This window comes from Clostridium sp. NSJ-145 (assembly GCF_021044725.1).
In the GTDB taxonomy this organism is placed as follows: Bacteria; Bacillota; Clostridia; order Clostridiales; family Clostridiaceae; genus Clostridium; species Clostridium disporicum_B.
On the sequence record NZ_JAJNOS010000007.1, the window covers coordinates 1 to 12731 of the forward strand.

Annotated in this window: 13 protein-coding genes; 1 reads left to right on the forward strand and 12 read right to left on the reverse strand. The window is 29.5% G+C overall.

All coding sequences use genetic code 11. The features are described 5' to 3' along the window. Nucleotides 1-118: 118 nt before the first annotated feature. On the reverse strand, nucleotides 119-1414 hold the full coding sequence (locus LQE93_RS07425) for a YifB family Mg chelatase-like AAA ATPase (protein WP_231072873.1): 1296 nt from the start codon (nucleotides 1412-1414) through the stop codon (nucleotides 119-121). A gap of 110 nt (nucleotides 1415-1524) precedes the next feature. Between LQE93_RS07425 and LQE93_RS07430 the strand changes: the two genes are divergently transcribed. Next, the gene (locus tag LQE93_RS07430) at nucleotides 1525-1896 is read left to right on the forward strand and encodes a YraN family protein (protein ID WP_055263305.1); all 372 of its coding nucleotides are present in this window, start codon (nucleotides 1525-1527) and stop codon (nucleotides 1894-1896) included. On the opposite strand, the gene LQE93_RS07435 is transcribed toward LQE93_RS07430, so the two are convergent. The 11 genes from LQE93_RS07435 to smc all read right to left on the reverse strand — a co-directional run bounded on the left by LQE93_RS07435 (nucleotide 1893) and on the right by smc (nucleotide 12493). Beyond that, complete coding sequence (locus LQE93_RS07435; RefSeq protein WP_231072875.1) at nucleotides 1893-2711, reverse strand: ribonuclease HII; 819 nt, start codon at nucleotides 2709-2711, stop codon at nucleotides 1893-1895. The genes LQE93_RS07430 and LQE93_RS07435 overlap by 4 nt on opposite strands. Nucleotide 2712: 1 nt before the next feature. Continuing rightward, entirely contained in the window at nucleotides 2713-3585 is an 873-nt protein-coding gene (ylqF, locus tag LQE93_RS07440) for a ribosome biogenesis GTPase YlqF (protein ID WP_231072876.1), read from the reverse strand. A 147-nt stretch (nucleotides 3586-3732) separates the two neighbouring features. Next, entirely contained in the window at nucleotides 3733-4083 is a 351-nt protein-coding gene (rplS, locus tag LQE93_RS07445) for a 50S ribosomal protein L19 (protein WP_055263299.1), read from the reverse strand. Between the two features lie 113 nt (nucleotides 4084-4196). Beyond that, on the reverse strand, nucleotides 4197-4910 hold the full coding sequence (gene trmD / locus LQE93_RS07450; protein ID WP_231072878.1) for a tRNA (guanosine(37)-N1)-methyltransferase TrmD: 714 nt from the start codon (nucleotides 4908-4910) through the stop codon (nucleotides 4197-4199). Beyond that, nucleotides 4900-5397, reverse strand: coding sequence for a ribosome maturation factor RimM (gene rimM, locus LQE93_RS07455; RefSeq protein WP_055263295.1), 498 nt, complete (start codon nucleotides 5395-5397; stop codon nucleotides 4900-4902). The genes trmD and rimM overlap by 11 nt, the downstream gene beginning before the upstream one ends. A 102-nt stretch (nucleotides 5398-5499) precedes the next feature. Beyond that, complete coding sequence (locus LQE93_RS07460; protein ID WP_231072880.1) at nucleotides 5500-5739, reverse strand: KH domain-containing protein; 240 nt, start codon at nucleotides 5737-5739, stop codon at nucleotides 5500-5502. 44 nt (nucleotides 5740-5783) lie between these two features. Beyond that, nucleotides 5784-6029 carry a 30S ribosomal protein S16 gene (gene rpsP, locus LQE93_RS07465; RefSeq protein WP_032118140.1) on the reverse strand — a complete coding sequence of 82 codons (246 nt, stop codon included), beginning with the start codon at nucleotides 6027-6029 and terminating at the stop codon, nucleotides 5784-5786. Between the two features lie 41 nt (nucleotides 6030-6070). After that, complete coding sequence (gene ffh / locus LQE93_RS07470) at nucleotides 6071-7420, reverse strand: signal recognition particle protein (protein ID WP_231072881.1); 1350 nt, start codon at nucleotides 7418-7420, stop codon at nucleotides 6071-6073. Nucleotides 7421-7440: 20 nt separating this feature from the next. Then, a complete protein-coding gene (locus tag LQE93_RS07475; protein ID WP_055263291.1) occupies nucleotides 7441-7770 on the reverse strand; it encodes a putative DNA-binding protein in 330 nt (109 codons plus the stop codon). Nucleotides 7771-8016: 246 nt separating this feature from the next. After that, on the reverse strand, nucleotides 8017-8925 hold the full coding sequence (gene ftsY / locus LQE93_RS07480) for a signal recognition particle-docking protein FtsY (protein WP_055263289.1): 909 nt from the start codon (nucleotides 8923-8925) through the stop codon (nucleotides 8017-8019). Between the two features lie 10 nt (nucleotides 8926-8935). Then, the gene (gene smc, locus LQE93_RS07485) at nucleotides 8936-12493 is read right to left on the reverse strand and encodes a chromosome segregation protein SMC (RefSeq protein WP_231072882.1); all 3558 of its coding nucleotides are present in this window, start codon (nucleotides 12491-12493) and stop codon (nucleotides 8936-8938) included. Between the last annotated feature and the right edge of the window lie 238 nt (nucleotides 12494-12731).

Here is a 12731-nt window from a genome sequence, read left to right on the forward strand (position 1 = left end):
TATCTGACTTTATATTTGAAAGAGTTGCCATAAATCTTACCTCCGATAGTGTTATTATCTATATTATAACACTATTTAAGACTTATATGCACATATCAACATTATTGTCTAACAGAGCCTAATTATAAATTGTATCCTTTAATCTAAAGCTTTGTCTTTCAGCAGCCTCTAAAACTTTCTGTCGCATCTTGTCAGAATCAATATAGTCTTTTTTGTCAGTAATTTCTTCGTATTTTATTCTAGGAACATAATTAAATAAATCGATTCTATCCATTAATGGCCTAGATATTTTATTTAAATATCGCCTTTTTTCATATTCTGTGCATTCACACAAAGAATTATTTTCATCTTCCATAAATCTTCCACATTTACATGGGTTAAATGCTCCTACAAGAATAAATTTACTTGGCAATGTATAATTTTCTCTTAACCTCGAAATATTTATAATACCTTCTTCTAAAGGCTGTCTCAATACTTCTAGTAACTCATTGCTAAATTCTAGAATCTCATCTAAAAATAAAACTCCATTATGAGCTAAAGTTATTTCTCCAACCTTTATTTCGTTACCTCCACCAATAAGCGCAGTTTTAGTTGTAGTATGATGCGGAGCTCTAAACGGCCTTTCTATAAAGTATCCTTTATTCCATAATCCAGAAATACTATATATCTTAGCAATTTCCTTTTGCTCCTCAATAGTTAATGGTGGTAATATTGATGGTAATGCTTTTGCCAGCATACTCTTTCCAGATCCAGGAGAACCAAATAAAAATATATTATGTCTACCTACAGCAACTATTTCCATAGCTCTTTTTGCTGTATATTGCCCTATAATATCTCCAAAATCCAACTTAAATTTTTCTTTTCCTTTATTAATTTGCTTCCTATTCTTATAGGGAAGCAAATCTTCATTTGTTATGAAAGAAACAACTTGCTCTAATGATTTAAATGGATAGAAATTTCCTAGAGTAAAATGTCTCATTTCACTTAAATTATCTAAAGGGAATATGTAATTTTTCTTCTTTTTACTATCACCTTCAAAAATAATAGGGATAGCCCCTTTTATACCTACTAACTCTCCACTTAATGATAACTCACCAAAAACTATGAATTTCTCAAGATCTCTCTTAATAATTTGATTAGACTCCATTAGAATTCCTAATGCTATTGGTAAATCTAATAGTGTCCCATTTTTCCTTACATCAGCTGGAGATAGGTTTATAGTTATTCTTCCTAATGGAAATTCATATCCACTATTAACTATAGCTGCTCTAACCCTTTCTTTTGACTCCCTAACTGATGCATCTGGTAAACCAACTATATTAAATGTTGGTAGCCCTTTCATAATATCCACTTCTACACTTATTAAAACTCCATCAAGTCCACGATGTGTTGCACTTATTATTTTTATTGCCATTTTTATCACCCTTCTAGGATTATTGACATAGAATCTTATCTTAAACACATATGATTTGAATAATTTTCTTTTTGTTTGGATAATATTTTAAAATATATAGGAGTGATATAATGAATAATTATAATAAAAATATAGGGAATTATGGAGAAAATTTAGCTTCCAAATATCTTATAAACCTTAACCATAGAATTTTAGAAATGAATTATAGAAACAGATTAGGTGAAGTAGATATTATTAGTACAATTAATGATATTATAATTTTTACAGAAGTAAAAAGTAGGTACACAAATTCCTATGGATTACCCGTGGAATCTGTTACCTACTATAAACAAAGACAAATAATAAAAGTCTCTTCTTATTACATTTTAATTAATAAACTTAACAAGTATAATATAAGATATGATGTAATTGAAGTACTGTTTAATAAATTTAATCAAGATTTTGCTATTAATCACATCAAAGATGCCTTTAGACTCTATTAATCCTCTAATATATTCTTTAAAAATGACATTCTATGTATTTTACAAGGCCCATATTCTTTAATTCCATCAATATGTTTTGATGTTCCATAACCAACATTTTCTTCAAATGCATAATATGGATATTTAACAGCATACTCTTTCATAAGCTTATCTCTATAAACTTTTGCAACTATTGATGCTGCTGCTATATTAGCTGATTTAGTATCCCCTTTAATCACTGACTTATTTGGGATATCTATCCCCTTAATAGTATATCCATCAGAAAGAACTAAGTCAGGCTTAATTTGCAACGAGTTTGTTGCTTCAAGAAATACCGCATTATTGCATACTCCTATGCCTCTTTTATCTATTTCTTCCGAATCACAACTTGCTATATGATAAGCTAATGCTTTCTCTTTTATTATCTCTGCTAGTTCTTCTCTTTTCTTTTCATTTAATTTTTTAGAATCATTTATCCATAATAATAATTGTTCATCTAAAACATTTAAATCTAATACTACAGCGCAAGAAACTATTGGTCCGGCAAGTGGTCCTCTACCAACCTCATCTACACCAGCAATTATGTTAAAGTCTCCAAAAGATTTATCAAAATCATACATGGCTCTAACTCTTTTTATTTCATCTAAAATTTTATTTTTTTCTTTTAGAAGTTTATTTCCTAATGCATTTACATTTTTTCTTGAATCTTTTAGTAGTAAATCGACTATAGAATCAAACTCTGCTTTTTTATAAGAAGAGCTTACATCAATGTTTGCTACCTCTTCCTTTATATCTTTAAATTTTAACGCTACTATATCACTATTTAGTAACTTCATACTAGTTTTCTCCTTTAACTAATATATCATCTGGACGTTCTAGTGATATATTTCCTATTACTCCACCTCTAAACTCGTCAAGAAGTATCGTTGCTATTCTATCATAGTTAATTCTTCCACCTGACATTAAGCATCCTCTTTTCCTTGCTATAGCACTTAAAGTATCATATGGATCTTCGCATACTTCTTCTAATTTATATCTAGTCATTAATTCTTTAGCATAATTTTCTTGAAGCCTTTTTACTAAAAGATATGAAAGCTCCTCTGTATCCATAATCTCATCTTTTATTGCTCCTGTGAAAGCAAGATTTAATGCAGTTGTTTCATCTTCAAATTTTGGCCATAAAACTCCTGGCGTATCTAACATTTCAATCCCTAATGGCGTTTTAATCCATTGTTTACTCTTTGTTACCCCTGGCCTATCTCCAGTTTTAGCTATATTATTTTTAGCCATCTTATTTATAAAAGTAGACTTTCCTACATTAGGTATTCCAACTACCATAACTCTAGTCATTATTTTAACTAATCCCTTAGATCTTAACCTATCATGTTTTTCTTTTAATAGAGTTTCTAATGCAGGTTTAATTTGATTTAACCCTTGACCTTTTAGACAATTAACTTCTATTGCTGTTACATTTTCCTTTGATAATTCCTTTATCCAAGCTTTTGTAACTTTACTTTCTGTTAGGTCACTTTTATTCAAAAGAATTACTCTTGGTTTATTTCCACACAATTTATCTATATCTGGGTTTGCTGAACTCCTTGGAATTCTTGCATCTCTTATCTCTATAATCGCATCTACTAACTTTAAATTTTCTTTTATTTCCCTTTGAGTTTTTTTCATATGACCAGGAAACCAATTTATTGTAGCCATATTCTACACCTCTTCCTTAAATATGCATAAATTTAACTGCAATTTACTTTTTTAATACTCCTATCTCTATTCTTGACATATAAAAGTATTTTATTACAAGAAAAAGGGACTTAATACTAAGTCCCTTAATATCTTTATTAACTTAAATTATCTAGTTAATAATTCCTTAACTTTAGCAGCCTTACCTACTCTATCTCTTAAGTAGAATAACTTAGCTCTTCTAACTTTACCTCTTCTAGTGATTTCCATCTTTTCGATGATTGGTGCGTTCATTGGGAAAGTTCTTTCAACTCCAACACCGTAAGCAACTCTTCTAACTGTGAAAGTTTCTCTTAAACCACCGTTTTGCTTTTTGATAACAGTTCCTTCGAATACTTGGATTCTTTCTCTGTTTCCTTCTTTAACTTTTACGTGAACTTTAACGTTGTCTCCAACTCTAAAGTTAGGTAAGTCAGTTCTGATTTGTTCTGCTTCTATAGCTCTTAAAATTTCGTTCATTGTGCATTCCCTCCTAAATGATAAATTGACGTTCTTAACAAATATTTTGACAGAGGACCGCCCGTACTAGCACAAAACATATTCTAACATAAGTATAATTATATTTCAAGCTATTATTTTTTGCTATTTAATAATTTTATATCCTCTTTACTTAGAGTGATTTTTTTAAATAAATCACTTCTTCTTTCCTTAGTTACCAACAAAGATTGAAGTCTTCTCCACTTTCTTATATTCTCATGATGTCCAGATAATAATACATCTGGAACTCGTTCATCTTCAAAAATTTCAGGCCTTGTATACTGAGGATATTCTAATAATCCATCAGAAAAAGATTCATCTTGATGACTTTCTTCTTTATTTAAAACTCCTGGCACAAGTCTTAAAATTGAATCAATAACTGGAATTGCAGCCATCTCTCCTCCAGTCAAAACAAAATCACCTAAAGAAATTTCCATATCAACTTCCTTAAAAGCTCGTTGATCTATTCCTTCATAATGTCCACATAAAAATATAAGTTCATTTTCTTTTGATAATTCTTCAGCCATTTTCTGATCAAAAGTTTTACCTCTTGGCCCTAAAAATATGACTTTACCTTTATTATTTTTCTTTACCGCCCTTATAGAATCTACTACTGGTTGTGCAGACATAACCATTCCAGCTCCACCACCATAAGGATAATCATCTACTTTTTTATGCTTATTTAAAGTATAATCTCTTATATTAGTTGCTTCAATGCTAATCAAGTTTTTCTCTCTTGCTTTTCCTACAATACTATGATTAAAAATATCAAACATCTCAGGAAATAAAGTAAGAATATTAATCTTCATCCATCCATTCTCCTATAGGTCTAATGATAATTCTTCTATCATCTATATTTATCTCTGTCACTATATCTTTTAATGCTGGTATCAAAACTTCTTTTGGCTTTCTAATCCAATATACATCGTTATTCTTTGTTTGAATTATATCATATACTTCACCAATTTCTTTTCCATCTGTATCAAACACAGTACACTCTCTTAAATCTGCTAGAAAGTAACAATCTTCATCTAACTCTACAGCAAATTCTCTTGGAATTTCCATAAATTTATTTTTCAACTTTTCAGCTTCTTCTACTTTATTAACTCCTTCAAGTTTAACAATAACTCTATCTTTTTGATATTTACAACTCTCTATCTTTACTTCTTTATTATCTATTAAAACATAATCTAAATCATCAAATCTACGTTGATCATCAGTTAAAGCCATAACTTTAACTTCACCTTTTAAACCATGAGTATTTACTATTTTTCCTACCTTTAATACTTCGCTCACTATTTTCACTCCTGTTTTATCTATTTTTCTATCTTCATCTATTAGTTATATCAAACTTTTTATAAAATATCAAAGATTAATAAAAAAAGAGCTAGGAAAATCCTAACTCTTTGCATCGATAATTTCAACTGCTACTTTTTTTTCTTCGTTTAATGCTGCGGCTTTTACTACAGTTCGAATAGCTTTAGCTACTCTACCTTGTTTACCGATAACCTTACCCATATCTTCAGGAGCAACCTTCAATTGAAGAATTAATGATTGCTCTCCTTGAACTTCATTTACACGAACTTCATTAGGATTATCAACTAATGACTTAGCGATTACTTCTACTAATTCTTTCATTAGGCTCTGATGTTAAACTAACACCAGACTTCACCTCCTAAAAATTACTTGTTAAGACCAGCTTTATCGAAAAGTCTCTTAACTACGTCTGTAGGTTGAGCACCATTCTTTATCCATTTTGTAGCTTTTTCTTCATCAATCTTGATTTCTGCAGGTTCTGTTATTGGATTGTAGTACCCGATTTCTTCGATGAATCTTCCATCTCTTGGGCTTCTTGAATCAGCAACAACAACTCTGTAGAAAGGAGCTTTTTTAGCACCCATTCTTCTTAATCTGATTTTTACTGCCATGTTTATTTCACCTCCTTTAAAGGATTAAAATTTATCTCAACTTAAAAAGGCAATTTGCCAAACAGTCCTTTTTTAGACCTTTTAGTCAATGATTTCATCTGCTTCATTTGCTTTCTCATCATTTCATGACCTTTTATAAGTTTGTTAACTTCTTGAAGTGATGTTCCTGATCCTTTAGCTATTCTCTTCTTTCTTGAAGAAGAACCAGCTAACAATTTAGGATTTTTTCTTTCCTTTGGGGTCATTGAATATATAATTGCTTTAACTCTTCCTAGTTGTTTCTCACTAGCATCAAAGTCAATATCCTTCATTTCTTTTGGAACACCTGGTATCATCTCCATAATTTTACTTAATGAACCTAATTTTTTCATCTGCTCCATAGCAGTTAAATAGTCATCATAAGTAAAATCATTCTCCATCATCTTTTGGCCAAGTTCCTTAGCCTCTTTTTCATCAATTGCTTCTTGAGCTTTTTCTATTAATGAAAGAACATCTCCCATTCCTAAAATTCTTGAAGCCATTCTATCTGGATGGAATACTTCAAAATCGCTCATTTTTTCACCTACACCAATAAATTTAATTGGTTTAGATGTCATATGTCTTATTGAAAGTGCAGCTCCACCTCTAGCATCTCCGTCTAACTTAGTTAAAATAACACCAGTTAAATCTAAAGAATTATTAAAGTTTTCTGCAACATTTACAGCATCTTGTCCTGTCATAGAGTCAACTACAAGCAAAATCTCTGATGGATTTACAGCTTTTTTTACATCTTCTAGTTCAGTCATTAGAGCCTCATCAATATGAAGTCTACCAGCCGTATCAATAATCACTACATTATTTCCATTTTCTCTTGCGTGCTTTATACTTTCAGTTGCTATTTCTACTGCACTTACTTTATCACCCATTTGAAATACTGGAACATCAATTTGCTTCCCAACAACTTCTAATTGCTTAATCGCTGCTGGTCTATATATATCACAAGCTACCAAAAGTGGTTTCTTGTTGTGATTCTTTCTTAATTGTAGTGCCAGCTTACCACACATTGTAGTTTTACCTGCACCTTGTAGCCCTACTAACATAATTACTGTAGGTCCTACGCTTGCAAATTCTAATTTGCTCTCACTACCACCCATAAGATCAGTAAGTTCATCATTAACTATCTTAATAACTTGCTGAGCAGGTGTCAAGCTTTCTAAAACTTCACTACCAACACATTTTTCACTAACATTCTTAACAAAAGTTTTTACCACTTTAAAATTAACATCAGCTTCTAATAATGCAAGCTTTACTTCCCTCATGGCTTCTTTAATATCTTTTTCAGTTATTTTACCTTTACCTCTAAGCTTCTTAAACGTACTTTGTAGCTTTTCGCCTAATCCTTCAAAAGCCATGTTAACCTCCTAATATGCCTTTATAGCTCTTCTAGAATCTCTTTATACCTATCATAATCTATTTTGTCAATAGAATATTTCATATCAATATCATCTAAAAGTGAAGCTATCTTTTTTTCTCTTTCTAACGACTTTTTTAGCAACATCAATTTACCTTCATAAGTTAGAAATTGTTTATAGCATCTTTTAATAAGGTCATGGATTGCTTGTCGGCTCGTTTGATTTAATTCAGCAATTTCAGCTAAAGATAAATCTTCATTATAATATAAATCCATAATACTATATTGTTTCTCTGTTAATAATGCACCATATAGATCCATTAATAAAGAAATCTCAACCCTATCTTCCATGTAATCACCTTACCCACATATGAGATTTTAACAGAAGTATTTATATGTGTCAAGTATTTTTACTTAACACTTTTTACTAATGTTTTCTCTCATATTTAAAAACGCTAAAATAGCTATTTTACTAGCATTTCATTCACTAATCCAACTAAATTTAATGTTACAAATTTATTTTAAAATTTAATTTTTTATTTTATTTAAACTAAAGCCAGTCTTCACTGACTTTAGTCATTAACTATTAATTCTTAATTAAAATAGTGCTTCTACAAAACTTTCTGCATCGAACTCTTGTAAATCCTCTATTCCTTCACCTACACCAATATATTTTACAGGTATATTTAAAGAATTTTTAATAGAAATTACTACTCCACCTTTTGCAGTTCCATCTAATTTAGTTAATATTATACCATCAACAGGACACACTTCCATAAATTGCTTTGCTTGAATCACAGCATTTTGACCTGTAGTAGCATCTAAAACTAATAAAGTTTCTTTTTTCACCCCTGAATATTCTCTCTCAATAATTCTATTTATTTTTCCAAGCTCATCCATAAGGTTCTTTTTATTGTGAAGTCTTCCTGCTGTATCACAAATTAATAAATCTACATTTCTTGCTTTTGATGCATTAATAGCATCAAAAACTACCGCTGCTGGATCTGATCCCTCTCCATGCTTAACTATATCTACTTTTGCTCTTTCGCTCCACACTACTAATTGATCAATAGCTGCAGCTCTAAAAGTATCTGCCGCTGCTAATAGTACTTTCTTACCTGCTTGCTTATTTTTAGCAGCTAATTTCCCTATTGATGTAGTTTTACCTACTCCATTAACCCCTATAACTAGAACTACTTTTTTTCCTGACTCATCTACTACTTCATCAGTGCCCTTCATCATCTCTGCTATAACTTCTTTTAAAGCAGGTTGTACCATTTCAACATCATTAATCTTTTCTTTTCTTATTTTATCTTTAAGCCTTTCAATTATGTCCATTGTTGTATCCATACCTATATCAGCCATAATTAAAATTTCTTCAAGTTCTTCATATAAATCTTCATCTATTGTTACTGCAAGTTTTAAAGTTTCATTTATCTTGTCCGTTAACGCATTTCTTGTTTTAGTTAATCCTGTTTTTAAGCTATCAAATAATTTTCCAAACATAATCTTCCTCCTAATTCTCTGTTAAGTCTACGGAAACAACTTTAGATATACCCTTTTCCTCCATTGTAACACCATACATAACATCACTTACTTCCATAGTACCTTTTCTATGGGTTATTACTATAAACTGAATATTATCAGAGAACTGTTTTAAAAACTCTGCATATCTAAATACATTAGCATCATCTAAAGCAGCTTCAATTTCATCTAATATACAGAATGGAGTAGGCTTCATCTTTAATATAGCAAACAATAATGCTATTGCAGAAAGTACCTTTTCTCCTCCTGACATAAGATTTATATTTTGAAGTTTTTTCCCTGGTGGCTGTACATTTATGACTATATTAGCATTTAGTTCATCACCCTCACCTAATATAAGCTCTGCTGTTCCACCTTTAAATAACTCTTTGAATGTTTCTCCAAAGTTCTCATTTAATATTTCAAAGTTTTCTCTAAACATTTTTTGCATTTTTATAGTCATTTCACTTATAACATCTAACAGCTCATTCTTTGCTTGTTCTAAATCCAGCTCTTGAGATGACATAAATTCATACTTTTCTAAAACTTCATCATATTCTAAAATTGCAGATAAATTTACAGTACCTATTGCGCTTATCTTACCTTTTAATCTACTTATCTCTTCTTTAACTTTTAAGATATTATCAATTTCTATAGCGATTTCCATAGCCTCTGCTAAAGTTAAATTAATTTCTCCGTTTAACCTACTAAATAGTCCCTCTTCTTCACTATCTAATTTTACCTTTTGAATTGTTCTCTTATTTAGTTCAGCTTCTAAAACTCTTACATCCTCTATTATTTCATTGGCTAAAGTCTCTTTTACTTTTAGTTCTTCTTTATATGAAATCTTTTTAATTTCATCTTCTTTAAAAACTTCCTCTAAAGATCTAATATTATCATTAATTTTTTCAATTATAGCTGTCTTATTTTTTATTCCATCTTCTAAAGCTTTAATATTATCTTGTTTTTCATTAATTTCCCATAAAAGATTTTTTATATTCTGTTCTCTTTCCGCAATATTTGTTTTTTTAGAATATAACTCATTTTTCTTACCTTGAATGCTTTCATCTAAGGTTGCTCTAGAAATTTTCATTTCTGTAGCCTTCTCTTTTAATAAATCTAATTCTCTTTTCTTAATATCATATGATTCTTCAAGAAGCTTTATTTTTTCTTTACTTTCAAAATTCTTTATACCTAATGATTTAAGTTCTTCATTTTTTACTTCTAATTGCTTATTTAAACTATCAATAAATATTGCTTTCTTTTTTAAATCATCATTTGAGTATTCTAGTGATTTTTTAATTTTTTCTCCTTCAATTACAAGGTTTTTTGTTTCTCCATCTAAAATAGTTAAATCAATATTCTTTTGATGAATTTCTTCTCTTTTATCAATTATATCTTCATCAATCTTTTTAATCTCTTCTTTTATCTGTTGTAAAAGTTCACTTTCTTTTTTATACTCACCTTTTAATTTTTCTACCTTAACTTCAATTTCCTCTATTTCTCTTTTTCTTCCTAAAAGATTACCACTCTTTCCTTGGATACTACCTCCTGTTAAGGCTCCTCCTGGATTTATAACTTCTCCTGTTAAGGTTACAATTTTATAATTATGATTTCCAGCCTTTGAAATAACTAAAGCTGAATCCATATCTTTTGCTATTATTGTTCTACCAAGATTATAATCAACAATATCTTTATAATTCTTGTCTACGACTATCAAATCAGATGCTATCCCTATGTATCCATCAATCTTCTTTAAATTTTCAGGAACATTAAGCCTCTTACCTTTTATTATGTTAAGCGGCAAGAATGTAGCTCTTCCTAAATTTCTTGATTTTAAATATTGAATTAAAACCTTAGCATCTCTATCACTTTTAGTTATTACATTAGAAATAGCTGCACCTAATGCAATCTCAATAGCTATTTCATATTGTTTATCAACATTAAATATTTCACCTAATACTTTTATATCTCCAATATTTTGTACTTTCCCATCTGAGATATGTTCCATTAAATTTTTTACAGTTCTATTATATCCTTCATAATGTTTCTCCAAATTACTCAATGCGGAGTGAGTAGCTTCTAAACCGTTTATGTTTCTTGTAAGAACTTTTATTTGAGTTTCTTTTTGATTTAACTTGTTATGTGTTTTAGATAATTCTCTCTTAAGCTCTATTACGCCTTCTTCAAGAAGTTTTATATCATTTTTTGTCTTTAAAACATTCTCTCTTAACTTTTCAATAGTTGCTATATTAATAGTTAAATTACTCTTAAGATTATTAATAGATAGAACCAAAGCTTCCTTTTGTTCATTTGTGTTTAATATATCTTTTTCTATGGATTTTATATTATTTTTTATTTCAGAGTTTTTAGATAAGAATTCATATTCACTATCTTTTAATCTATTTAATTCTGCTTCTATTTTAGAAATATCTCTATTATTCTCCGAAATATTTCTTTCTACTTCTCTTATTGATAGTTCTTTCTGTCTTCTTTCTTCAAGCTTATCATCTATCTCTTTTTCTAAAAGTTCTTTTTCTTTATTTAAATCATTTAATTTAACTCTTATATCATTTATTTCTTTTTCTTCTTTTGCTATTAGGCTTTTAAAGTTAGATATTCTTTCTTTAAATAAATCTATGTCTTTTGAGTTTTTAGCCATAGATTCTTTTTCGCTATAATATCTTTCCCTCTCTTCTTTATTCTTTCTTTCTATTTCCTCTATAGCCTCTTCTAAAGAAACAATTTCACTCTTATATCTTGATATATTTTCTCTTTTTGAACCTATTTCACGTTCTCTTTCTTCAATTTCTTTTACTAGTATCTCTAAGTCTGCTTTTACTTTATTTAAATGATAAATTATTAAAGAGACCTCTTTAACCTTTAACTCATCTGCTAAAGATTTATATTTTATAGCTTTCTCTTTTTCTTCTTTTAAAGGTCCTAATCTTTCTTCGTAAGTTGATATTATATCTCTTATTCTTACAAGATTATTTTCTGTATTTTCTAATTTTTTTTCAGCTTCTTCTTTTCTAGCCTTATATTTAACAATACCTGCTGCTTCTTCGAATAAAGCTCTTCTTTCTTCAGGTCTTCCACTTAATATAGCATCTATTTTACCTTGCCCTATTAATGAATATCCTTCTTTACCTATACCTGTATCCATAAATAATTCTACTATATCTTTTAATCTACACTTTTGTTTATTTATTAGATACTCTGTCTCTCCAGATCTAAATATTCTTCTAGTTACTATTACCTCATTATATTCAATAGGTAATGAACCATCTGAGTTATCTAAACAAAGTGAAACTTGCGCTAGTCCTACCGGTTTTCTAAATTGAGTACCTGCAAATATAACATCCTCCATTTTTCCACCTCTTAGGCTTTTAACACTTTGTTCACCTAAAACCCATCTAACCGCATCTGATATATTACTTTTTCCACTTCCATTTGGTCCTACTACTGCAGTTATTCCTTTTTTGAAGTTTAGCTCTGTTTTATCTGCAAAGGATTTAAATCCACGTACTTCTAGTGACTTTAAAAACATTGGCACACTCCTTATCTATTTATATAAGTGCTGGTAATAATCCTAATATAAATGCTACCAACATAAATATCGAAATAATATAAACTAACTTTTCTCTAGTCTTCTTTTTCATTATTATCACTCCATTCATTCTTAGTTTATAGCAAAGATATAAAAATTTCAATAAATAGACTTATATCTTTATATAATAAAACTTTAGGAGTTAGGCAAATAAGCTAACTCCCTTATAATGATTGAA